The organism is Fontibacillus panacisegetis (assembly GCF_900102215.1).
Taxonomy (GTDB): domain Bacteria; phylum Bacillota; class Bacilli; order Paenibacillales; family Paenibacillaceae; genus Fontibacillus; species Fontibacillus panacisegetis.
The window spans coordinates 19730-44704 of the sequence record NZ_FNBG01000006.1; the positions used below are offsets into that span (position 1 = coordinate 19730).

General features: G+C 43.0%; 21 protein-coding genes and 1 riboswitch. Of the genes, 8 read left to right on the plus strand and 13 right to left on the minus strand.

From position 1 onward, the window contains the following. The first annotated feature begins 169 nt into the window (after positions 1 to 169). Both BLS49_RS25510 and BLS49_RS24500 read left to right on the plus strand, forming a co-directional pair. Positions 170 to 4291, plus strand: a complete 4122-nt coding sequence (locus BLS49_RS25510) for a S8 family serine peptidase (protein ID WP_091227956.1) — start codon at positions 170 to 172, stop codon at positions 4289 to 4291. 191 nt (positions 4292 to 4482) lie between these two features. Then, positions 4483 to 4947 carry a CBS domain-containing protein gene (locus tag BLS49_RS24500; protein WP_139173110.1) on the plus strand — a complete coding sequence of 155 codons (465 nt, stop codon included), beginning with the start codon at positions 4483 to 4485 and terminating at the stop codon, positions 4945 to 4947. Positions 4948 to 5008: 61 nt separating this feature from the next. On the opposite strand, the gene BLS49_RS07290 is transcribed toward BLS49_RS24500, so the two are convergent. From BLS49_RS07290 to BLS49_RS07305, 4 genes are all read right to left on the minus strand, one after another. Beyond that, positions 5009 to 5518: a GNAT family N-acetyltransferase gene (locus tag BLS49_RS07290; protein WP_091227957.1), complete on the minus strand. Its 510-nt coding sequence runs from the start codon at positions 5516 to 5518 to the stop codon at positions 5009 to 5011. A gap of 112 nt (positions 5519 to 5630) precedes the next feature. Beyond that, positions 5631 to 6395: a succinate dehydrogenase iron-sulfur subunit gene (gene sdhB, locus BLS49_RS07295; protein ID WP_091228212.1), complete on the minus strand. Its 765-nt coding sequence runs from the start codon at positions 6393 to 6395 to the stop codon at positions 5631 to 5633. A gap of 17 nt (positions 6396 to 6412) precedes the next feature. Beyond that, on the minus strand, positions 6413 to 8158 hold the full coding sequence (gene sdhA, locus BLS49_RS07300; RefSeq protein WP_091227959.1) for a succinate dehydrogenase flavoprotein subunit: 1746 nt from the start codon (positions 8156 to 8158) through the stop codon (positions 6413 to 6415). 391 nt (positions 8159 to 8549) lie between these two features. Beyond that, positions 8550 to 9218 (minus strand): succinate dehydrogenase cytochrome b558 subunit, encoded by a 669-nt coding sequence (locus BLS49_RS07305; RefSeq protein ID WP_091227960.1) that lies wholly within the window; start codon positions 9216 to 9218, stop codon positions 8550 to 8552. A gap of 278 nt (positions 9219 to 9496) precedes the next feature. Here BLS49_RS07305 and BLS49_RS07310 point away from each other — a divergent pair, with 278 nt between their 5' ends. The 4 genes from BLS49_RS07310 (at position 9497) to BLS49_RS07325 (ending at position 12450) form a co-directional block, all read left to right on the plus strand. Then, entirely contained in the window at positions 9497 to 10399 is a 903-nt protein-coding gene (locus BLS49_RS07310) for a LysR family transcriptional regulator (RefSeq protein ID WP_091227962.1), read from the plus strand. 92 nt (positions 10400 to 10491) lie between these two features. Then, complete coding sequence (locus tag BLS49_RS07315; protein WP_091227964.1) at positions 10492 to 10863, plus strand: GntR family transcriptional regulator; 372 nt, start codon at positions 10492 to 10494, stop codon at positions 10861 to 10863. Next, positions 10860 to 11780 (plus strand): ABC transporter ATP-binding protein, encoded by a 921-nt coding sequence (locus tag BLS49_RS07320; RefSeq protein ID WP_091227966.1) that lies wholly within the window; start codon positions 10860 to 10862, stop codon positions 11778 to 11780. The genes BLS49_RS07315 and BLS49_RS07320 overlap by 4 nt, the downstream gene beginning before the upstream one ends. Continuing rightward, positions 11764 to 12450 (plus strand): hypothetical protein, encoded by a 687-nt coding sequence (locus BLS49_RS07325; RefSeq protein WP_091227968.1) that lies wholly within the window; start codon positions 11764 to 11766, stop codon positions 12448 to 12450. The genes BLS49_RS07320 and BLS49_RS07325 overlap by 17 nt, the downstream gene beginning before the upstream one ends. Before the next feature lie 73 nt (positions 12451 to 12523). On the opposite strand, the gene BLS49_RS07330 is transcribed toward BLS49_RS07325, so the two are convergent. From BLS49_RS07330 to BLS49_RS07355, 6 genes are all read right to left on the minus strand, one after another. Then, entirely contained in the window at positions 12524 to 13114 is a 591-nt protein-coding gene (locus tag BLS49_RS07330) for a DUF1349 domain-containing protein (RefSeq protein WP_091227970.1), read from the minus strand. Between the two features lie 501 nt (positions 13115 to 13615). Beyond that, positions 13616 to 14584 carry a DUF4367 domain-containing protein gene (locus tag BLS49_RS07335; protein ID WP_175471342.1) on the minus strand — a complete coding sequence of 323 codons (969 nt, stop codon included), beginning with the start codon at positions 14582 to 14584 and terminating at the stop codon, positions 13616 to 13618. Then, positions 14577 to 15149 (minus strand): sigma-70 family RNA polymerase sigma factor, encoded by a 573-nt coding sequence (locus BLS49_RS07340; RefSeq protein WP_091227973.1) that lies wholly within the window; start codon positions 15147 to 15149, stop codon positions 14577 to 14579. The genes BLS49_RS07335 and BLS49_RS07340 overlap by 8 nt, the downstream gene beginning before the upstream one ends. Before the next feature lie 263 nt (positions 15150 to 15412). Continuing rightward, positions 15413 to 16660 (minus strand): cation:proton antiporter, encoded by a 1248-nt coding sequence (locus BLS49_RS07345; protein WP_091227975.1) that lies wholly within the window; start codon positions 16658 to 16660, stop codon positions 15413 to 15415. A gap of 41 nt (positions 16661 to 16701) precedes the next feature. Continuing rightward, positions 16702 to 17373, minus strand: coding sequence for a potassium channel family protein (locus tag BLS49_RS07350; protein WP_091227976.1), 672 nt, complete (start codon positions 17371 to 17373; stop codon positions 16702 to 16704). A gap of 13 nt (positions 17374 to 17386) precedes the next feature. Continuing rightward, a complete protein-coding gene (locus BLS49_RS07355; RefSeq protein WP_091228214.1) occupies positions 17387 to 18676 on the minus strand; it encodes a TrkH family potassium uptake protein in 1290 nt (429 codons plus the stop codon). A gap of 113 nt (positions 18677 to 18789) precedes the next feature. Continuing rightward, a riboswitch (cyclic di-AMP (ydaO/yuaA leader) is annotated at positions 18790 to 18956 on the minus strand. Positions 18957 to 19241: 285 nt separating this feature from the next. Between BLS49_RS07355 and BLS49_RS07360 the strand changes: the two genes are divergently transcribed. Further along, entirely contained in the window at positions 19242 to 20978 is a 1737-nt protein-coding gene (locus BLS49_RS07360) for a CPBP family intramembrane glutamic endopeptidase (protein WP_091227978.1), read from the plus strand. Here the strand turns inward: BLS49_RS07360 and uvrC are convergent. Then, positions 20950 to 22860: an excinuclease ABC subunit UvrC gene (uvrC, locus tag BLS49_RS07365; RefSeq protein ID WP_091227979.1), complete on the minus strand. Its 1911-nt coding sequence runs from the start codon at positions 22858 to 22860 to the stop codon at positions 20950 to 20952. The two genes, BLS49_RS07360 and uvrC, sit on opposite strands and share 29 nt — an antisense overlap. Before the next feature lie 349 nt (positions 22861 to 23209). Next, positions 23210 to 23527: a thioredoxin gene (gene trxA / locus BLS49_RS07370; protein ID WP_091227981.1), complete on the minus strand. Its 318-nt coding sequence runs from the start codon at positions 23525 to 23527 to the stop codon at positions 23210 to 23212. 244 nt (positions 23528 to 23771) lie between these two features. On the opposite strand from trxA, the gene BLS49_RS07375 reads away from it, so the two are divergent. Next, complete coding sequence (locus tag BLS49_RS07375; protein ID WP_091227982.1) at positions 23772 to 23927, plus strand: YqzM family protein; 156 nt, start codon at positions 23772 to 23774, stop codon at positions 23925 to 23927. 78 nt (positions 23928 to 24005) lie between these two features. On the opposite strand, the gene dnaI is transcribed toward BLS49_RS07375, so the two are convergent. Then, positions 24006 to 24959 (minus strand): primosomal protein DnaI, encoded by a 954-nt coding sequence (gene dnaI, locus BLS49_RS07380; RefSeq protein ID WP_091227984.1) that lies wholly within the window; start codon positions 24957 to 24959, stop codon positions 24006 to 24008. Between the last annotated feature and the right edge of the window lie 16 nt (positions 24960 to 24975).

A 24975-nucleotide genomic window follows, 5' to 3' on the forward strand; every position in this document is an offset into this window, starting at 1 on the left:
ATGATTTCATACTTTAAATTCAGTATATATATGAAAATACTTTGTTTTCTTCCAATTTTTAATAGATTACAGGCATCCTGTATGGTAAAATATTCTTATTATTTACTTTTTATAGATAATAAATTATCTATGGCAGGAGTAAAATTTTGTCATCTGGAGGAGATTTATTTTGAGTAATCGTTCAACCTTTTTTCGCAAATTGCCTGCTGTTACATTGGCATTGGGCCTGATCCTCAGTACCTTTCCCGCTGCTGACGCAGGTGCAAGCCCTCTACCTCGACAGTTACTACAGCCATCGTACGATATAGGGGAGACATACGTTTCACCAGAGATTGACACAGAATCTAGCAATAAAATTCGAGTCATTGTACAGCTAGAAGGACAACCGGCAGCAGTAGGCAAGTATGCTTCTGACATCGGTCTTCGGTCTTTAGCTGCAACAGCAACAGAAGAAAGTGTAGATCAGGAACAGCACGAATTTATTGAAGAAACCAGCGATCAAGGCCTCAATCTGGACATTAACTATCAATATAATACAGTTCTAAATGGTATGGAGATTACGATCCCTGCCAACGAAATTCCAAAGCTTGCAGAAATACCCGGAGTTAAATCGATTCAGGAGAACAGCACTTGGTATCCTATTCCTATTGAATCCTCTTCTACAGATCCAGACTCCAGCTACGACATTAATCCGATTAAACAAATCGGAGCCGACCTTGCTTGGGCAGAGGGTCTGACAGGAAAAGGGCTAAAAGTTGGAGTTGTTGATACAGGAGTAGATTACAAGCATCCCGACATAAGTCCAGCCTACAAAGGCGGTTATGACTCATTTAATCGAGATAACGACCCTTATGAGGATTATCCACTTGAAGGTTTTATTGGAACCTCCCATGGGACTCATGTGGCCGGAACAATTATCGGACGAGCCCAAAACACCGAAAGTGACATTGTACAAAAAGGGATCGCTTACGAAGCCGACTTGTACGCATATAAAGTTCTAGGACATAACGCTACAGAAAAAGATCCAAATGCGGTGTCAGGATCTACTGCTCAAGTTATTGACGGTATCGAACATGCCGTTAAAGACGGTGTAGATGTTATTAATTTGTCCCTTGGCTCAGATTCGAACAAAAACGTGAATTCACCACATGCCATCGCTATTAACAATGCGATATTATCGGGAACTATCGTCGTAGTCGCCAACGGAAATGCCGGGCCTGATTATTATTCAATTGGAGCACCTGCAACATCACAATTAGCTATCTCCGTTGGGGCAGTAAACACCGAAAGCCAGCTATATTCAGGGGCTCTAACCCCTCAACTTCAGGATGCTGGCTCGGTTACAACAGCAACTTATGACAAACTCGACTTTAGAGTCATGGCCTGGACGACGGGAAATTCCGATTTCGCTTCAATTATGGGTAACTCACCAGTTGAGGTCGTGTATGCCGGACTTGGAAAAATGAACGATTTCATCAATAAAGATGTTCGAGATAAGGTTGTATTGATCTCTCGCGGAGATATTACCTATTTCGAAAAAGTTTATTATGCTGGCTATTTCGGAGCGAAAGCCGTTCTGTTGTTCAATGGTACTGCACTGAATGGTGAAGTTGATTTAAGTAACAACATTACTGATCGAGATGATTTTATTGTTGATAATCTAGGCGACAGCTTTCTCTTTGTTCCTACTTTTAATTTAAAGGGAGTTGAAGGAAGGGCACTGGCAAGGACTTTACTGGGTAATCCCGACCAAACCTTGAAGGTGAGCTTCGATGACACATACGAAGAGGATACTCTACCTGGGGATTTTATGGCCGCCATCTCTGCTAGAGGACCAAACTCTGATTCCGTATTAGGCATCAAACCAGATATTGTTGCGCCTGGTGTAAACATAATGTCGACTATACCAGCTTACGGTGGACCCTCTTATGAGACCGCGTATCAGAGATTCAATGGAACCAGTATGGCAGCTCCGCATATTTCAGGTTTGGCGCTTCTTCTCAAACAGAAATATCCGGACTGGTCTCATTTTGACATTCGATCCGCTTTGACGAATACGGCAGAAGTTTTATATGATTCGAATGAATATATATATAACGCCTATGAGCAAGGAGCAGGTCGCGCTAATGTTGCCGCTGCCCTTCAAACTCCAGCCCTGCTGCAGGCGGTCGAACCTATCACGATTCTCGATCCAAACTACAATCCAAAAAAAGTAATTAACTACAACTCATCAGCGAGCTTCGGCGTAGTTCTTCCCGGATCAATTACAACGAAAGAGCTGCAGTTAAAAAATATCTCCTCGTCAGAGGTGAGTTACACTGCTGATATTGACTGGCATTTTGAACATAACGGTGTTGAAGCTGTTCTCAGCCAAAGCGCTGTATCTGCTTACGTTGGTGACACTACGAAATTTCAGTTAACACTAAATGTAGAAGACAATGCTGAAGAAGGTTTTTATGAAGGTCAAATCAATCTATCGAGTCCCGGCGCACCTGATTTGCATCTTCCATTTGTTGCTTATGTGGGGGACAAACAACCTGTTAACGGATTAGGAATTCAGGAGCTTGCACTTACTAACTCAGTGATTTACCCGAACAAAGGTACACAACGATCCACGGATCTTAGTTTCAAGTTACTTGCAGATGATACAAATTTGATGTTAATTGAGATTGTTGATATTCCAAACAACAAAACAATTGGTTATTACTCAATAGAAATTACGGATTCTATCAATGAGTATTTTAGTCCAGGGGAGTATAAGTTCCAAGGGCTTACTAACAAGTATAATGCTGTTGACAATAACGCTGTCATTCAAAATCTTCCGAACGGAACTTACGAAATTAATGTCTTTGCTGCGCAGTTATTAAATTTTGAAGTAGTGAATAATGATTCGATTGCGAAACGCCCGGATAACAGTAAAATCGTTTATTCTGCCAACGCTGTCCTGCGTGTAGATAATTCCACTGATCCTGTCCCTGGCGGCAACACTGGGGGCGGCTCAGGAGGCGGTGGCGGTGGCATCTCAAGTCCATCTGTACCACAACCTGGCTCTTCAAATTCGAATACATCAATTGTTCCGGCTTCTGCTCAGGCTATTATCGAACAAGCTGCCAAGTCCAGCGTTATTACTGCTACTACTAATAAGGCAGCGGATTTAACCACCGCAAAAATTAGCGATAACGATCTAAAAGCAGCTATTCAATCAGTAGGAAAATCTGCTGCTGCAATTGTAATTAATGTGTCTGTTAGCGGCGAGTCAAATGTAAATATTGTTCTGACTCCTGAACAAATCAAGCTGCTTAATAGCCTTGAAGCATCCAGCTCAGTCATTATAAACGTCGGAGGCTCTGCCATTTCATTACCTGTGTCATTGCTAAAACAATCGCCCGACGGAGCTGAACTTGTTGTCACAATAGCTGCGTCAGATAAGTACAAATCAATATTTAACGCTTCCGGTGCTTCGGTAATTGGAACCCCAGTACAATTTGAAGCTAACTGGGTGAATAATAACGCTAAACAGTCAATTAAAATACCAAATAATGTGTTTATCAAAAGATCATTTACGATTCCAGGGCATGTTGAACCTGGTACAGCAGGTGTTCTATACGAAGCCAATGGTTCAGTTTCACCCATCGCTTCCGTATTCCAAGCTCAGAAAGGTGACTCCACAATCGTCACTGTAAGTCGTCCAGGGTTCTCTGTATATGCAGCTGTAAACCGCAAAGTCAGCTTTTCCGATATTTCCGGTTCTTCAGCAGCAGCTCAGATTACTGCACTTGCAAATAAATTCATTATTGAAGGAACGAGCGCAGACAAGTTCTCACCAAATAACAATCTGACACGTGCAGAGTTTACTGCCTTACTCGTTAGAGCTCTTGGACTCAAATCTACAGCGTCACCTAATTTCTCGGATATCAAAACAACGGACTGGTATGCAAATGATCTTGCGGCCGCTTTTGAAGCAGGATTAATTCAAGGCACCGGCGGTAATAAATTCTCTCCGAATGCTAAAGTAACACGTCAGGAGCTGACTGTTATTTTAGACAGAGCTCTTAAGCTGACAGGACAAGAGATAAAAGCTACAACTTCCGTTTCTTTTGCTGATCAAAGCCAAATAGCAGCTTATGCAAAAGATAGTGTTCTATTATTGTCGGCTGCAGGTGTAATCAGCGGAGAACAAGGTAAAAGTGGCGAGGAAGGTGTGTATTTCAATCCAAATGCAGCAACAACTCGCGAAACAGCCGCTTCATCCATTTACCTCTTGTTAAAAGAAGCAGGTCTCATTGAGTAGAACTTATCGTAAAGCAATATATAAATATTAATAACGAAGGCTGCCCATGAAGTCATAAATATGACCAGGGCAGCCTTTTGTTTGGGTGAAGGATGTTTTTACACAGGATTAACACTGCTTTATATGCTGTTAACGTTCTAGCGCTAATATAAAAACAGTTATTCAATACATTCATGGAGGTGAAAGAAACGATGAATAGCGCTGCATTTACTGAAGCATCGGCAATGTTGAACGTTTTATGCCTCGAGACTACTAACACAAATGTTGATAGCTCTATCCAAAATTACATTCAGCATGCGCCAAAGGTTTGCAACACTGCAAGCTGCCGAGATACCATCCGAGTTATGTTTAGTTATCCTGAATCACCATGTATCGTAGTGTGTGATAAACGAGACGTGCCAGTGGGCCTTGTTATGAGTGATAAGTTCTACTTGACGATGTGCAGTCGTTCCGGAATGGACCATTATTATAATGCTCCTATCACTAAACTAATGAATCGCACTCCTATTACTCTCGATATCCACGATTCCTTGCATCAAATAACTTCAAGCGTAAATCAACGTCCAATTGGAATGCGCAACGATAGTATCATTATCACAAGCTGTGGTCAATACGTCGGAATTATACGTCCATCCGATATTCAGCATTTGCTCTAAAATCCGCTTATCCCCTTCAGTTCCCCCCTTCATTTACATACCTTTTTCTCTCTCAAAACTTCTAAATTTCCTTGTAATAAAAAATAGTATCGTGCAGCTTACCGCCTGATGATTTCGCATAATGCGGTATCACTCCCGCTTTGATGTAACCAAGCGAATGATAAAGCAGGTTTGAAGGATCTCCTGATCGAGTATCCAGTACAAGCAGGCTCCTCTTTATGTTCTTCGCAGAAATCTCCAGCGTATTCATGAGCTTTCTAGCGACTCCATGCTTTCTGAACTCGGGATGAACCATAAGCTTGGCCACTTCAGCACGATGTAATCCATTCTTTTTCATGGCCAATTGCAATTGAACCGTTCCCATGATTCTATCACCTGCTTGTGCCACCCATAGCAGGACACCGGGCTCTAGCACTTCCTGCCAGTATGCTTTTGCCTCCTTCAAATCTAAAGGAGGCAAAAAACCTATCGACGCCCCATCATCTACAACGGCGACCAGCAGTTCAGATAATTGTTCAAGCTTATCCGCACTTAATACCGTCAATTCTTTAATCTCAACTTCATAGCTCACACTTATCCACCCTCTCCGTATATTCAAGTGTAATATATCAATATTATAATAAAAAACTCACCCGAGTCTTCAAAAGCCTCGGATGAGCTATCCATTGTTTTATTTTTTCAGCTTACACGCCAAGCCAGCGCTTGAACATATGCTTTGTTGTAGCTTTATTCATTTCAGCGATGGATGTCGTAAGCGGTATACCTTTTGGACAAGCCCGTACGCAGTTCTGCGAGTTGCCGCAGCCTTCGATGCCGCCATCCTCCATCAATGCATCAAGCCTTTCCTCTGCATTCATTTCGCCAGTTGGATGAGCATTGAATAGACGAACCTGCGAAATCGGTGCAGGGCCTATAAAATTCGTCTTGTCATTAACGTTTGGACAAGCTTCCAGACATACACCGCAGGTCATGCATTTAGACAGCTCATACGCCCACTGACGTTTCTTTTCCGCCATCCGTGGTCCTGGGCCAAGGTCATAGGTACCGTCGATTGGAATCCATGCCTTAACACGTTTCAGGGAGTTGAACATTCGACTGCGGTCAATGACGAGGTCGCGGACAATAGGGAACGTGCGCATCGGCTCAATTCGAACCGGTTGTTCCAAATTATCAATGAGCGCCGCACAAGCTTGACGTGGCTTACCGTTAATTACCATCGAGCAGGCTCCACATACCTCTTCCAGACAGTTCGATTCCCAGCAAACAGGAGCAATATGCTCCCCTTTAAGATTGACAGGGTTCCGCTGAATTTCCATCAGAGCACTAATAACATTCATCCCCGGACGGTAGTCTAGCTCAAATTCTTCCGTATACGATGCCGACTCGGGATCGTTCTGGCGCGTAATAATAAATTTCACCTTTTTGGATATTGTGGCTGTATCCGCCATAACCATTGCACTCCCCTCTATTTATCCTTCGAATAATCGCGAATACGCGGCGGGATAAGTGAGACATCCACAGCATCATAAGAAATTTGTGGACCGTCCGGCGTCCACGTCGCCTTGGTCGTCTTCATAAATTCTTCGTCATTACGTGTTGGGAAATCCGGTTTATAATGTGCTCCGCGGCTTTCATTCCGCATAAGAGCGCCCAGCGTCATGGCCTCAGCCAGCTCCAGCATGTTCCACAGCTGTCGTGTAAACGCTGCCCCTGCATTGTTCCAGCGCGAAGTATCGTTAATGTTAATGTTTTTATACCGTTGCTTCAGCTCTTTGATTTTGCCGATTGTAGCTTCAAGTTTGGTGTTGTATCGAACTACGGTCATATTATCCGTCATCCATTCACCGAGCTCTTTATGAAGTACATAGGCATTCTCAGTTCCATTCAGCGCTAGCAAGCCTTCGTATTTCTGCTCCTGCGCCTTACGATTTTGTTCAAAAATCGCCGGACTTACATCTTCAGCCGACTTTTTCAAACCGCGAATATATTCCACCGCTTTAGGTCCAGCCACCATCCCTCCATAGATTGCAGATACGAGTGAATTGGCTCCCAAACGGTTCGCACCATGGTATTGGTATTCACATTCCCCTGCCGCAAACAATCCGGGAATATTCGTCATCTGATTATAGTCAACCCACATGCCGCCCATCGAATAATGAACCGCAGGGAAGATTTTCATTGGAATTTTACGTGGATCATCGCCCATAAACTTCTCGTAAATTTCGATAATTCCGCCGAGCTTAACATCAAGCTCCTTAGGATCTTTGTGAGAAAGATCGAGGTACACCATATTTTCGCCATTAATCCCAAGCTTCTCGTCCACGCAGACATGGAAAATTTCACGTGTCGCAATGTCACGAGGAACCAGATTACCGTAGGCAGGATATTTTTCCTCCAGGAAATACCAAGGTTTCCCGTCTTTATAGGTCCAGATTCGCCCGCCTTCTCCACGAGCAGATTCAGACATCAATCGCAGCTTATCATCTCCCGGAATGGCCGTAGGGTGAATCTGGATAAATTCGCCGTTAGCATAATTTACCCCTTGCTGATATACCGCACTGGCTGCTGTTCCTGTGTTGATAACTGAATTTGTCGTTTTGCCAAAAATAATACCGGGTCCACCCGTTGCTAAAATAACAGCATCTGAAGCAAATGTAATAACTTCCATTGAGCGAAGATTTTGCGCGGTAATACCACGGCAAATACCTTCGTCATCGAGAACTGCGGACAGGAACTCCCAAGTTTCATATTTCGTAACGAGTCCTTCCGCCTCATAACGGCGAACCTGTTCATCCAGTGCATATAACAATTGCTGTCCTGTTGTCGCACCAGCAAACGCAGTACGATGATGCTTCGTACCTCCGAAGCGGCGAAAATCAAGCAACCCTTCAGGTGTCCGGTTAAACATGACGCCCATACGGTCCATCAAATGGATAATTCCTGGAGCCGCCTCACACATCGCCTTAACAGGAGGCTGATTTGCTAAAAAATCGCCGCCATATACCGTATCATCAAAGTGCTCCCACGGAGAGTCACCTTCGCCTTTCGTATTTACTGCTCCGTTAATCCCTCCCTGCGCACAAACAGAGTGGGATCTCTTAACCGGAACTAACGAGAACAAATGCACCTGAACTCCAGCTTCCGCCGCTTTAATTGTAGCCATCAGCCCGGCCAGACCACCACCAACGACTATTACGCTTTGTTTTGCCATCTATATGTTCAACTCCTAAAAGTTTTGTGAGCATCAGCTTCATTGATTTACATCGAGCAAAACTTACTTCATAAGCATTGCTTTGGCTTTGACTTCAATATTTACGCTATTGGGAGAATGGAGCTTGATACAGTATTGTTGCGAAAATGCAGGCTTTGATCATATAAATTCGCTTGGTATGCTAAATTACTGCAAAAGTGCAGGCTTTATTTAAAAACCTTCTTCAAACTAACCATTTCGAGCAATATTCCTGCACTTTTGCAAGCTTTTGCTCAATCCCTTCATTCAACTCCCAAAAAATTGCATTTTTGCAGGCTTTTCTAATTTTTCACCTGTCCGCTGCTAACGGCCTCCTTCTTCCTTCTATAAAATCCTATAGGTCAGACCCCATCTAGATTAGCGTCTTCACCGTTTGAAGTATCGCTACACCATCCGTTTGAAACTCAATACTACGGAACGCAAACAACGACCATACGAACATCACTGAAACAATCACGAACAATGACAAGCAAATATGAGAGGATACACGCTGCGCGCGTGGTCCAACCGTAATCCCCCAGCTGACGAGGAACGACCAAAGTCCGTTTGCGAAGTGGAACGAAGCAGCAACTACACTGATTACATATAAAGTAAAGAAGATTGGATTCATTACAATTCCATGCATTACTCCACCTAATTCTTCATGAGTAACATTACCTAGGGCTACCTGCAGCCTTGTCTCATAAAGGTGCCAAATAATGAACGCGAAAACAATTACTCCAGTAACTCTTTGCATCAAATAGCGGAAATTCCGCTCATTTCTAAAGTGTGAATTGTTCGGCTTTGCCTGAAAAGCGATATACAATCCATAAACACCATGGTACAAAATAGGAAGCCAAATCCCGAATATCTCAAGCACTAGGACGAGCGGTAAGCTATTCAGTAAAGCTACACTATCCTTAAAGCCCTGACTTCCACCTTCAACCGCAGAAAAATTAGTAAGCATATGTTCCAGAATAAAAAAACCTAACGGAATTACCCCCAAAAGCGAGTGCAGTTTTCTGGAATAAAACCCTTTCATAAGCTCGTATGCCCCTTTCCCATCTACATCATTCTTTCAGTGATCTTCATTTTTTAATATAAATACCCGACTGCATACTCTACAACCTATCAATTGTATATATGAAAAATTACACAAATAGCAGTCGTCTTGCTTGTAACTATTGTAACTTGTGAACAACTTGTGTCACTTTTCATGTTACTCCTTTTCAGCTTATAATGGAATTGCAATATACTTATTAATCATTATAAAAAAAACGCATAAGCAATCACATAAACTAATCCCAAGGGGAGATTTACATGTTAGAAGAACTTATCGTATTTACCACAGTCGTGGAGCAGTCCAGCTTGAACAAAGCGTCCAAGTTGCTTAACTTATCACAACCCGCATTATCTCGTAAAATCGTCAAGCTGGAGGAGGAGTGGGGGGTTTCTCTTTTTAACCGCAAAGGAAAAAGATTGGAGTTAACCCGAGTGGGACAGGAAGCATATAACTATGCTATTGAAGTACGGCAGCGCCACCAAACCTTTTTACAGTCCGTTTCCAGATTTAAAAAAACGGAACGCAGTATCGTTACGCTTGGCGCAAGTCTCACGACAATTCAGACGACCCTTCCACCTCTAGTGACGGCGCTTATGAATAGATTTCCTGACATTGAGCTTAAGCTCGTGACTGGGAAAACTCATGAAATCGTCTCCTATGTGAGAGACAAGAAAGTAGACCTCGGCGTCATCGCCTCTTCAATCAGCGAATCCGGTCTAAAATGCATTCCTCTATTTCATGATCATTTGGAGCTGGTCATCCCCAGTGGGCACGAATTATCTAAAGTTAAGCATGCCGAAATGGAACATTTGAATGGCCTTTCCATGATTATTTTTTCCAAAGGAACATGGTACCGTAAATTAATTGATGATCTGTTCGGCAGATATAGCATCATCCCTGATATTAGAATGGAGATCGACTCCTTTGAGGCGATTGTCCGCCTGCTTCCAACATGTAGAGCAGCAGCTTTGCTTCCTAAGTCTTATCTGCGCAAACAGCTGCTTAGAGATAACGATCTGGTTTCTATTCCAATGAAGGAGCTCGAGCAGACAGAGAGGGAAACCTGTCTCATTTATGGGGACAAATCCGAGCTTAGCGCGGAAACAAAGGAATGGATTACAGAAATTAGAGGCAGCCTGATTCAATCTTTTTCCATTTGAAATACATTTTTTAGGTGAACATCTGTTGACAGGTTTTTGTATATGTTATATGGTTAGTTACATAAGTAATTAACCAATATGGTGGTGAACCAATGGGACTGCTAACTGACGATGGACGTCCAATCTTTTTACAAATTGCAGAGAAAATTGAAGATGACATTATTGAGGGCAGACTGGCCGAAGAATCACAAGTACCGTCAACGAATCAATTCGCTGCCTTCTACCAGATTAACCCGGCTACAGCAGCTAAAGGCGTCAATCAGCTCGTAGATCAAGAAATTTTATACAAGAAACGGGGGATCGGTATGTTTGTGAAAGAAGGCGCAAGATCAATATTGATTGAGAAGCGTAAAGAGCAATTTTACGAGCAATATGTTATCACTATGGTTCGTGAAGCAGGCAAGCTGGGTATTACTCCTCAGCAATTGTCGGATATGATACAGAGAGGAGCAGATGAAGCGTGAGCCGTGCTGAACATGTGATTTTGGAATGTCATGATTTAACCAAAAGATATAGAGGAACCGAAGCTGTTGCCTCAGCGACAGTAGCTTTTGAACGTGGAGCAATTCATGGCCTCTTAGGTGCAAATGGCGCTGGCAAAACTACACTTCTTCATATTCTGTCCGGTCAAATTTACCCTAGCTCCGGGAAATGTCTATATGAAGGACAGCCGATCCACGAAAATCCGCTGGCCATGTCGCAAATATGTTTTGTCAAATCCGATGAGCGAGCATGGAGTGATTACAAAATCAAGGATTTAATGACCTTCTGCTCATTGTTAATACCGACCTGGGATCAGTCTTATGCAGAACAGCTACTGCGCCTATTTCATTTGTCAGCTAATAAAAAATATAAAAATTTATCCAAAGGAATGCAGTCGCTTGTCGGAATCGTCAAAGGACTCGCAAGCCGATGCCCGGTCGTATTGTTTGATGAACCTACACTAGGGCTTGATGCTGATATGCGGGAGACGTTCTACGATTTGCTGATCCGGGACTACGGTGAGTCCCAAAGGACGATCATTCTTTCTACTCATCTTATTGATGAATCTGCCAAACTTTTTCAATATCTTACTCTGCTTGAGCACGGAAAGATCACTTCACATCTTGAGACAGAGGAATTTATGAAGCAAGCCTACTATCTGCAAGGAAACTCATCTATCCTGGAACGATTGATGCCCGATGAACGTGTGCTGCATCACGAGCGTCTTGGAAGCACAAGCATCGTTGTCTGGTGCGGACAGCTGGAGGAGGAGATGAGCCTGAGACAGCAAGGTGTAGAGATCAGTCCTGTCCCACTTCAAAAACTTTTTGTATATTTAACTCGCAAAAACAAAAGAAGTCATGGTAAGGAGGAATTGCCTCATGAGATCGTTTCGTAATCAACTGGCATTTCAATTGATGGATTGGCGGTCGTTAATAATTTTCTGGGCGATTCTAATCGTGGTGAATATCGTACAGGTGCTTGATCTCCTATACTGGTCAAGCAAAACGGGAAGCACGATCTACTCTGTATTCATGCCTAATTACGGTGCTGCCTCCGTGTTCGTACTGGTTAGCGGTATATTATCTGCTACCATAACCTTTCCTTTGCTGATGAGCGTAGGATATACCCGCAAGCAATTTTATCTGACAACGATTGTGTCTGGTCCGATTTTTTGTGCAGTTATGGCGATCATTCAGTGTACAATCGTTTATTGCGGAAGAGGGATATTAAATGCATTAGGCTATCATTTAGAGACACCCATCTGGTCCGTAGTATCCGTTGGCTATTTACAGCTTGCAATATACTGCATGATATTCTATCTTAGCTTCCTGATTGGCAGCGTCTTTTACCTCTATGGCACTTTGCCTGGAATACTGGTGATTGCAGCATATATTGCCGTGCTAAGCTATACTCCAGTCGACAATAAATTTGATTTTATGGACTACTTCAGTACATCACTTGAATATAACAATCACACCTACATTCATTATACGTGGATCATTAGCGCTATAGTTGCAGTAGCCGGGTGGCTGTTGTACCGAAGATCGGCAGTCAGAACTTACTGATCCATTTTATTTTCTATAGAAAAAACATAAAAACGGTCGATCAGGGTGTATCCTTGTCGACCGTTTTTAATACTTATTGATGCGCTTTCCATTGGCAGTCCATAAAAGCTATTTCGGTAAAGACTGCCTCAAAAGAAGAATTTTCCGGGCTGCAGGCATAAATGCCGATTTGAATTTCTTCTTCTCCTTGAAATAGATGGGCAATCCTCATTTGATTGTAATTTATTCCATCATAAGAGTTCTCTATACAGAAATCACTGTCACGCCGACTTAACCGATAATACATATATTTCTGTGCTGCCGGAATGTCTGAGGTAGCCCAGTCCGAATAACCGTGATTGGTAACAACACTTCCTAAACGCTGGAATTCCTGATTTTCATATTCAATAGAGCCTTTTATCCAGTTATCACTGTTTTGATAAATTATTACGCCGCATTGATCAAATCGATTTTTACTGTCAAACTCCGTTTTCACGACAAAGGAAAATTGGCGGTCTGTTACCTTTATTAATAAAGCAGGAGCATTATCATTCTGAAAGCCATAATAAGTTCTTTGCCAATAGTCAGTTCCCGGCTCCGTCACAATCGTAATTTTGTCATCGTTAATAAAATATGTTTGAGGTTCATTTATCCAAAATAAATTTTCCTTACAAAATTTTCTCATGCTACCTCTTCCTCTTATTGTTTATTTTGGGTTGAAGCATACATCACTAAAAATCTATTATAAATCTAATTCCTGCAAAATAAAAACGAGGCTGTCCCAAAAGTTATCTAAGATAATTTTGAGGGACAACCTCTTTTTTAGCAGTGGAAAGGCAAGTTATCAGGAAAAGCTGCAAAAATGCAGTTTTATAAAAGCAGCCATGAAAGGATGCACAAAAGCCTGCAAAAATGCAGGAATATGTTTCAGAATAGACTAGTTTGAAGAGAATCCTTAGAGAAAGCCTGCACATTCGCAGCAATTTAGGGCATTTAGAGGCTTTACATGATCAAAGCCTGCACATTTGCAGGAATTTCAGGAATTCCGCATCATGACACTATTACACATAAGATACGGTCATAGAATGTGTGGCAGGATCAAGCGGTGCAGGGATCATCTTCCTTGCACCGCTATTTCTAGTTTTGATGACACTAAACCTACTTTTGGGACAGCCCTATATAACTTTTATTCAATCGATTCCGCTATTCGGATAAGCTCGCTTGTTTCTATCTTTTCACCCATTTTGCTGGTATGAATACCGTAAAGCACTTCTCCGTCTTCCCAATCAATAGATCTTCCATCCGTAATAATAGCATCCGCTCCGTTTACCTTCGCTTTTTCAATTATGCTGTCTGTCGCTACGGAATATGCCGTCTCATCATCAGCATATCTTTCATGAATCGTGATTTTCTTATCGTCATCGCCAGCTTTTGTAAATACTAAAGTAACGTATTTAGGGCTAATCTCATCCTGTTCGTCAACATACATTTCAGCTTGCTTGAACTCATAGCCTTCAGGCAAATATGTTGGCATACCAATTTTAAAATTGGTATAGCCGCTTAACTCAGCAAGATCTGTCAGAACCCGGATTCCTTCATTCCGTGACAACTCCGCTTCAGTCTTAGTTATTATTTCACCGTTACTAATCCCTGCAATTTCCTCACCTTCAGCCGTATATAGAGGTCCATTATTTTTACTCAACTCATATACTGGCTGACCGTCCTTCGTAAACAATTTCCCTTGCAGTGAATCAGGGACCGGTACAGCCCTGTCTTCAGGAGTATCATACTGTACCACCGTAATATGTCCAAGCGAAATAGTGGATATAATTTTGTCCAGCAAACCGCTAGCCAAAGACGGTTGAGTAAACAGAACGCCCAACATAAGAATTAATACAGTTACGATAGCCGCACCTCTCGATATCCTGCCTCTTTTTCCATTTCTATGACGTTCCTTGCGGGGTGAGGATGATTGCACAACCCGATTCCATACCTTTGCCTTATGCTCCCGACTGCCCAAATCTTTAGAAGCTAACGCTGAACCTAAATCGAGCAAGCTCTGATATTCGTCCGGTCTGTCACGTAGTGTTGTCGATCGACTATCCAGACTTGTCTCCAGATCAGCTCCAAATTGTTCTTCCTCTCTTTTATACATTTTCATCATTCCTTTCAAGCTCAAGCTTTAATTTTTTCATGACGCGATACAGCATCACACCGACGTTGCTCTCACTGATGTTAAACAACTGAGCAATTTCTACGTTTTTAAGACCGGCGCCGAATTTAAGCGCCACGATATGGCGTTCCTTTGTTTTTAAAATTTGCAGGGCCCTGGTTAAATGGTCTTCGGATTCCTTATCGATCGCCATGGACTCCGGTCCCTTTTGATTTGACTGGGCTTCCTTTAGCAGCTCTAAAGAAAAGAACCTTTGCCGTCTTTGACTTCTGAAATGATCATTCACTGTATTACGGGCGATTGCAAATAGCCAGACCTCAAATGGTGAGCGATCTGCCCGAAAGGTCGAACGCTTGGCCAGCATTTTCTCAAACACCTGACTTGTCAAATCCTCCGAGGCAAATCCATCATCTACCCGATACCTTATATAATTAAAAATTCGTTCATAGTAAGCTTCAAAGATTTCGGCCAATTCCATATCATTCGATTCCACTTCCAGCTTGTCCCGTTCTGGCAAGGGATGAGACAGTGCGCGCAGCTGTATCATGTCTCGCCCTCCTTTCACTGTTTATAGACATTCATTGCAAAAACACGTGTTTCCTGCTAATGACTAAAGCGAGAGTCAGAAGAGTATTTATATCTAATCACTCTCTTTTAGTCATCCGTTAGTTAATACGCTTCAAAGCATTTTTCATTACATAAACGAAGAACATAGCGATAATTGAAGCAAAAAAAAGCTGCCAAAGATGCAACCAGCCCAAAATAAAGGGATCGATTGTATCTTCGGCAGCTTCATGAGCAGCTTCCTTTTTAGTTGTTACCTAAAGCGTCTTCCTTCATTTCTAAACCAAGCCTTTTCGCTACCCATCCAGTTGTACTCGCCTGTACCAGAATCGTCAGTACAATCGCCATAAATGCAATCGCAGAAATCATTTCTGCATTCGCGACTCCCATTCCAACAATCATGCCGGAAAGCGCGGCCGGGATTACTCCGGTTTCTCTAACCCAGCTCATGAATATTATTTCACGCCAGCCCCATTTCACCTTTCGATCAGGCAAGGCACATAGTAGTACCGTAAGCGGGCGAGCAACGAACATAAGCAGCAAGACAGCTACAAGGCTTGGCCAAAAATAATGTCCCAGCGTTCCAAAGTTAACCTGACTGCCTAGTAGAACAAAAATCAGCATTCGCATCATGACCGTAACATTGTCTGCAAAAGATCCCATTTCCGGCTCTTTTTCATGCATCGATAAATGGAACATCTCTGCATTTCCCCATATGATGCCAGATACAAAGGTAGCCATAAAACCGCTGACATGCAATAAATCGGCGATCAAGTAACTGGATAATGCACAGAGTATCATAACGATCGTTGTATACTCCCTCAATATCCCGTGTCGGGCATGTCCTGTGAAATACGTTAGCAAAGATGCAATCACTGCACCGACAGCAATCCCACCGATCGCCGTCCTCACGAAATCCCAAGTCATGATACCGAAGTTAAGCTCGTTACCTCCTACCACAGCGGCCAGCAAGGAAAAGGTTAAGATCAAGCCTGTAGCATCATTAAATGCCGATTCACTTTCGACCGTCTCTCGGACCCGTTCTTTAATTTTAACCTGTCTAAAGACAGGGATAATCGAAGCGGGGTCAGTAGAGGCTATAACCGCAGCTGCCAGAAACGCGAACAGCCATCCAACGCCAAACAAATAATGTACCCCTATACCTACTACCGCAACTGTAATCAACACTCCAGGTATGCTAAGTAAAGTCACTGTCAGCCACACCTTCCGCAGGCCGCTCAGCTTTAGATTACGTCCACCATCGAATAAAATTAACGTCGAGCCAATAGTCAGAATCATCTGGTTAATCAGTGAACCACTTGATTCATGAATTAGCTTGAGTCCGGGTCCAAGCAGCATTCCCGCAGCGATAAAGACGGCTACATCCGGAAGCTTAAGCCAAGCTGCAAGCTTCCCGGAGATCATGCCTACACTAATAACAAACAATACCAAAATAAGTAAATGACGAATCGCTTCTGTAGCTGTCGATTCCATCTTAGTCACACTCCAGCCCGATGGACTATGGATTTATAAATCTATACTGAATATTCATTAATAATGACTTCAAACTCTTCGATATTTTTCTTCGAACCGATGATAACCATAATATCCCCAGTTTTCAGCATATCCATTGCCGTCGGGGCAATAATGACTCCGGTTTCCCGGTGTATGGCCACAATACTGCAACCAAAACGTGCGCGTGGACTTAAGTCTCCTACATTTTTTCCATGCAGGTTTTCCGGGACATTCATTTCCACAATACTATAATCCTTTGATAAATCGATATAATCCAGAAGATTCGGAGTTACGAGCTGATGGGCAACCCGCACACCCATATCTCTCTCAGGGAAAATAACACGATCCACACCCAGCTTTTCAAGAGCCCGACCATGCAGGACGGAGATCGCTTTAGCCACTACCGTTTTGATACCTAGCTCTTTAAGCAAAATGGCAGTCAAAATGCTCATTTGAATATCATTGCCGATCGCTACAATGCCGCAATCAAAATTCCGCACACCAAGCGATTTCAGTACCTCTTCATCGGTAGAGTCCGCGCAAACCGCATGGGTTAATTGATGGCTCATGTCGTTCACGACTTCATCGTTCCGATCAATCCCCAGTACCTCATAACCAAGATCCATCAGCTCCAGCGACAGACTGGACCCGAATCGTCCTAGCCCGACCACTACAAACTGTTGTGTTTTCATCTCTTATTTCCCCTTATCCAATAATCATTTTACCTTCAGGATGCCTGTACAACTCTTTCTCCTTCTTCGGTCCAAGCGCATAAGCCAATGTCAACGGACCAAGCCGTCCAGCAAACATCGTTAGACTGATGATCACTTTACCCATTACAGTCAGCTTGCCAGTAAGCCCCATAGTGAGCCCTACTGTTCCGAAAGCCGATGTCGCTTCAAACAAAATGCTAAGGAAGCTGGCATCCTCGGTCGTAGACAATAACATCGCTACAAATATTACGAGGAACAAGGATAACATAGTGATCGTAACCGCCTTAAATATCCGTTCCTCTGCCAACCGGTATCGGAATAATACCAAATCTGAGCGCCCTCGAATCATGGAAAAAACCGCTCCGACCAGTATAGTAAACGTCGTCGTCTTAATCCCGCCCCCAGTCGAGCTAGGCGACGCTCCAATAAACATAAGTATGATAATAAAAAATTGTGATGCTTGCCGCAGCGCCCCAATATCAAGAGAATTGGCTCCTGCTGTTCTCGGTGTTACTGATTGAAACAACGAGCCCCAAATTTTTCCGCTCCAGCTTAACGGCTCCAAAGTCTTGGAGTTAGAAAATTCGAATATAAATATGACTAATGCGCCGATCACAATCAAAGAACCTGTCATAGACAGAACAACCTTGGAATGCAGCGACATTTTACGGCGGCGTCTCAGCTCAATAAGGTCAGACAAAACAATAAACCCTAAGCCACCCGACACAATCAGAAACATCGACACTAGATTCATGACGGGATCAGCCACATAGGAGGTTAGACTGCGGTAATCTCCAAACAGATCAAATCCGGCATTATTAAAAAAGGAAACAGCGTGGAATATACCGAAATAAAGTGCACGACCAAGCGGCATATCAAAAGCCAAACGAATAGCAAAGATCAGAGCAGAGCATGACTCAATAACCACAGAATACAGGAGAACTTTTCGGATTAAACGAACGATACCTTCCATTGTATTTTGATTCATTGCCTCCTGAAGGAGCAGTCGATCCTTCAGCGATATTTTCCGTTTGAATACAAGCGAGAACAATGTCGCCATGGTCATGAATCCAATGCCGCCGACTTGAATCAAGAGCATGATCACGACCTGCCCAAATGTAGAGAAATAAACCCCGGTGTCTCGGACAACTAGTCCTGTAACACAAGTTGCGGAAGTCGCAGTGAAGAAGGCATCTATGAAAGGCAGACTTTCACCCGTTGCACTGGATATAGGAAGCATCAACAGAAATGCTCCAGCTAAAATAATGATCGCGAACCCCATAACCAGAACTTGGGGAGGGGAGAATTTAAACCCTTTACGCAACTTGTTCACCTCTTTCAAAAGTAGGTAGACAACGAAAAAAAGACACTGGAAACCCCCAATGCCTTTCGACTGGTCCCTGCCACTTTGGCCTACGAGGTTAGCTGACGGATTCGGGCATGCACGGTTTGCCCTATTCATGTCTTCGCCAGACATAATACATTATGTCACGAAGATACGAAATTCACCCCTGTTGATCGGTTCCCCCGTTTTCAATATTGAAATTCGGCCTTTTATATTTCATTTGTTTTCATTTCATTTTCGTCAAATGGATTATAAGCTTTATTTTGTTCCTTCACAAAGCGATTGTAGGATGAAATTTGTTGAAATTAGCCTAAAAGAGCTGAAACAAAGAGTCAGGTAATCTCAAATCTGAGCCATGCTTGACTTTGCCGTAGTTATTGCGTCTTTTCATGTTTCATCCTTGATCTATGGCGATTAATGCCTCACTATGTTATCTTTACTTTGATATACATTAACCTAAATCATACAGCTTCACCAAAAATGTAGATAAAGGAGTTTTCTAATGCAATCCGAGACGAAACCATACTCTAGAAAATTCAAGTCAAGTACTCTTTGGCTGCTGGCTGGAATCAGTGTTGTTCTCTTTTTCCTGTTTCAATTTATTTTTCCCGCCGCTTCCGATAACCAGCAGTTAGAACAGTCCTTTAAAATTATTACTAAAGAACAAGCTAAAGAATCCGCCATCAAGTTTGTAAAATCAGAGCTAAAACTGAATGGCAATTTTGAGGATGCTCTGGTCACCTATGAGACCCGTTCCGATATTTACGGATATTTAAGCAAGGAAGATTTACTTGGGAAGTATACGTCATCTTATGATAAACAATTTCCACTCGACGTGTTCCGAGTCCGTTTCAACAACCCTGATGATGTGCTAAGCGCTCTGACAGTAGACATCCATATGAGTACTGGTCAAGCCGTTGGCTTTGAAAAGATCGTTTCTTCGAGTAAAGCTAATAAAAAAATGATGCTCGATTTGGGGGCAGAATCGCTAGCGACTTTACGTACTTGGGAGGGTGACCTCAGTCTTGATGATAAAGTAGCCCTGTCTGCACCTTACTTGAAAATGTTTGGATTCGACAGCAATCAGCTCAAGCCGCTCACTAAAGATCAAGAGCTTGGGTTAACCTATCAGGTTTCGGGGTATAGTGCAGGGGAGGCAAAAGCACAGCTTCTGTTTCATTTCGAGTACGGCAGTGTATCCTCAGTAGAATCCTATTTTTCTCCTCCTGTGGCACATACTAAATATGTAGAAAAACAAACAGTCCTTGCTAATTGGCTTACTTTTGCCGGATATGCTCTATTGACCTTAGTTCTTGGTATTCTTGCGATTGTCTACAGCTCTCTGACACGTGCACATACCTCCTTTAAAAGAGGGATCTTCCTGTCATCTATTTACTTTGTGCTGTCTATTCTGGGTACGGTGAATATGCTCCCGATTTTGCAAAAAGATATGAATTCCGGGATGCTGCTGTTCGGTTTAATCATACAAATTATTTTCACACTGTTTATGGCTGCCTCTGTCTACTTTTCACTTGTTGGCGGCGATGGGCTATTGCGCAAAAAAGGTATTATTTTGTGGTCACGCTCTAAAGAACCTGGATATGGCCGCCATGTGCTTGACTCCGTCTGGGATGGATATGCATGGGCCCTTATCTTGCTTGGTGTACAGGCGATCATTTTCTTTATTCTTGAAAAAACCATTCATACATGGTCAACCACGGATGCGACGCAATCACCCTATAACATGCTTTATCCGGTACTCTTTCCTCTGCTAGCATGGGTGGCAGGGATCGGTGAAGAGGCCGTGTATCGACTATTTGGTATTCCAATGCTCAAAAAGATGTTCCGCAGCACCTTTGTAGCAAGTGTAATCACTACGCTGATCTGGGCTTTGGGACATACGCTTTATCCGATCTACCCAGTCATTTCCAGACCCATTGAGCTGTTGTTCATCGGTTTGATCTTCAGCTTTATTTTCCTAAGATATGGCTTCGTAACAGTAGTCTTTGCACATGTTATCTTTGACAGTATTCTGATGGCTCTTAGCCTTATGTTTATGGGAGGCGTTCTGAACATTGCTGCCGGATTGTTCTATATTGCCCTGCCGGCGATCGTTGCATATGTTATTTATCTTTTCAATCCACCTAGTAAAGAACGTCATCAAGATGGCTCAGCACCTCCGTACGAGGACAAACAAGAGGAGCCGTTTATTACGACTCCTCATCCTGAAGGGCATTAATAATTTGATTGGCTAGCTTATCACCGATAGAAAGAGGCCGGAAGTCTTCGACGGAGGCCTCTTTAATTTTTTTAAGAGATCCAAAATGCTTTAGCAGCATTTTACGCCGCTTCTCACCAATACCCGGAATAGAATCCAGACGAGAGACAACCATTGATTTGGCACGCTGCTCCCGATGGAAAGTAATCGCAAATCTGTGCACCTCATCCTGAATTCTCTGCAGCAGGTAGAATTCCTGACTGTCACGCGGCAGATGAACGGGCTCTGGCGGTTCTCCTACCATCAACTGCGCCGTTTTATGCTTGGCATCCTTGACTAGGCCGCCAACAGGTATATAGAGACCTAGCTCGTTCTCCAGCACATCGATCGCTGCCGATATTTGCCCCTTACCACCATCGACAATGATAAGATCAGGTCTGGGAAGATTCTCCTTCAGCACGCGTTCATATCTGCGCCGAATCACCTCACGCATGGTGTCATAATCATCCGGTCCTTCAACGGTACGGACTTTGTATTTTCGATACTCTTTTTTGGCCGGTTTTCCGTCAATGAACACAACCATCGCCGATACCGGATTGGTCCCCTGAATGTTAGAGTTATCGAACGCTTCAATCCGAGACAAGGTTTCCATCCCAATATGCTGTCCTAAATTTCCAGCGGCTTTCACGGTACGCTCTTCATCGCGCTCAATCAGCTTAAATTTCTCATCTAGCGTCACTTTTGCGTTATCCTCAGCCATGATCACCATCTGACGTTTAAGGCCCCGATGAGGCACCAGAGCCTTCACGCCAAGCCACTGATGCAGCGCCGCTGCTCCACTCTCAGGATCAAGACCTTCTAGGTTGTCTCCCTCTGCGGTCTCAACAGGATGAGCCGTTTCTACATCCTCAGCCGGGAAGTCCTTCATTTCCGGCAGCAATATTTCTTGTGGCAATGCTGGATTGTCGCTGTAATACTGGGTCACATAAGACAGAAAATCACCATACTCTTCTCCATAGAATGGGAAAACCGAGGCATGACGTTCAATCATTTTCCCCTGACGCACATACAGGATTTGTACACACATCCAGCCTTTATCAACCGCAAAACCGAATACATCCCGATCCTTGGCATCTGCCATCGTAATCTTCTGCTTCACCATCAAAGCATCGATATTAATGATTTGATCCCTAAGCTCCTTCGCTCGCTCAAAATACAAATTTTCGGCCGCTTCTTCCATTTTGCGCTGCAATTCCTTCTTGATCTCCTCATGCCCACCGCTAAGAAATGATGTTATTTCCCCGGTAATTTCATCATAAGAAGATTGCGGAATTTCCTTCACACATGGAGCCATACATTGTCCCATATGGTAATAAAGACATACTTCCTTTGGCATCACATTGCATTTGCGCAGCGGATACATGCGGTCAAGTAATTTCTTTGTCTGCTGAGCAGCATAAGCATTAGGATAAGGTCCAAAATATTTAGCTTTATCCTTCAGTACTCTGCGAGTAACCTCAAGACGCGGGTGAGGCTCGTTTGTGATTTTAATATATGGGAACGTCTTATCATCCTTAAGCAATACGTTATACCGCGGATGATGCGTTTTAATAAGATTACATTCCAGTATAAGTGCTTCAGTATTACTTCCGGTTACAATGTACTCAAAATCCCTGATATCAGAAACCATTCGTTGCGTCTTGCCATCATGGCTGCCTGTGAAATAGGATCGTACTCTGTTTTTGAGTACTTTAGCCTTCCCCACGTAAATGATCGTTCCTTCTTTATTCTTCATCAAATAGCAGCCAGGGAGATCTGGCAAAAGAGCCAGCTTGTGACGAATTGCTTCAAGCGCCTTTTCCTGCTCCATTAAATCATTTACATAAGAATCAGAAGAATCCATTCTGCCTGTTACCCTCCTCTCCGAAAAAAAGCTCTTAACCACCACTCAGTCATAAGGTACATAACTATGTGCTGCCGAGCCAAGTAAAACTGCAAAAATGCATTTATTTTAATCTAAATCTCCAGTTATGGAAGAAAAACCTGCAAATCCGCAGGATTTTCTCACTATATAGACTTTAACATTAGGCTGGGCGGTAAATAAATGTATAATTGCAGGAATTTATAACTTCATGAGCCAATAATGAGATAAAACTGCACTTTTGCAGGCTTCCCTTCACCAACCAAAAACGAAACGCCCCCGGCATGCCGAGGGCGTGGAGCAAGCGCTCTTGAAATCATCTTTATGATGATTATTGGTGTTTGGCGATCAGGTTTTTGAGTGCATCCTTGGAGTTCAAACCAACAACTTTATCAACAGGTTGACCGTCTTTAAAGAAGATCAGTGTAGGGATACTCATTACACCAAAACGGGAAGCTGATTCAGGGTTCTCGTCAACGTTCACCTTTGCGATTTTAACCGAATCACCTACATCTGCAGCCAAATCCTCAAGGATTGGAGCAAGCATTTTACAAGGTCCGCACCATGGAGCCCAGAAATCAACAAGGACAACACCTTGTCCTTCTACTTCATTATTGAAAGATTGATCAGATACGTTCACAATTGCCATGATTTATTCCTCCTTATATGTCTGTCACTTATTTGTAATTACTAATAATCAATGACATAAATCAAGCCAAAATTTGGCGTCATCTCGATTATACCACACTTTTTTTGCAAAAGGAAAAACACAATGTATCCGCCTCCTTTACAAATTTCAAGGCGATTGGTTATACTAGTAATAACCAATAAGCGATTTGTCTATGATGTTTATTATTGACAATTAATTAACTTATCGAGGAGGCCTTCTCGCCATGGATGCAAACCATCATGTGATCGACCCCCGGGAGCATGTTAATGAAGAACCACGGAACGATTTATTTGACTTGATGAACGGTTTCTTCGGAATGCTTACGTTTATGTTTGTGATTTTCTTTGGTATGGTTATCGTTAAATTCATCGCAGGTTAATAACACTACGTTAATGTAAGACAAAGAGCCAGACTCTCCACTTGGAGTACCTGGCTCTTTGTTATATTTTGTCCGAATCTACACCTTGCCTCGCTTGTTGATGCCTCCTACGGCCACAACATCTACAAATGGAGCAATCCGATCCATTAATCGCTGTCCCTTATGGGATTCCTCTCCATCCTTGCTCGTAAAGCCAAGATGCTTCTCAAGCATATTCAAAGAATAGTTGGACGTGTAAAATGTTGGTTTACGGTTCATTCGATAATTCAAAATTGAGCCTAGCACATGATCCCGAGTCCAAGGGTTTAAATTCTCCGCTCCGATATCATCGAAGATAAGCAAATCAGTCCCCTTCATCATTTCTACCGTTTCCTTCAGCTTCTGATTATCCTGCATCATTGATTTCAGGTCTTCCACAAATTCCGGCATGTATACAATGACTCCAGAGTAGCCTACTTTGGCTAACTCATGCAGCATATAGCACATTAAAAAGGTTTTGCCTGTACCAAAGTTACCTTCCAGGTACAGGCCACGAGTCATAAGCCCCTTATTTTTCGTCTCATTAATATATCGAAAAACTTGACCTACCGCGGGTGCACGAACCCCATCCTTAGTCAGTATCTCCGCTTCATCGTAACCTTCAGTTAAAACCCGCTCATCTACATAAAAGCTATGAATTCGGCTCTTAATCGCTGATTCCCGTTCATGCTGCAGCTGCTTGGCACACGGAACCTGTCGTTCTATCAGCTGCGGTACTCCCGCGATGTCTTCAACCGTTACCTTCGTAAAATGACCCTGAAAATTGTTAGGACAATTGTCCAGTCCAGGACATTGACTACAGCTGCGATTATCCTTGACATATTGATACAGCTTCGCCATCCCGATCGTCAACTGCTCATCACCCAACTCAGGATGACTAGTTCGTAATTGTTGTACAAGCGGTTCACTCATTAATCTAGCAGCCAATTCCTCAGATCGACGACGAAACTGAGGGCTAGCCATCCCTGAAAGTATTTGCCCAAGTGATTCCATAGGTTAACCCTCACCT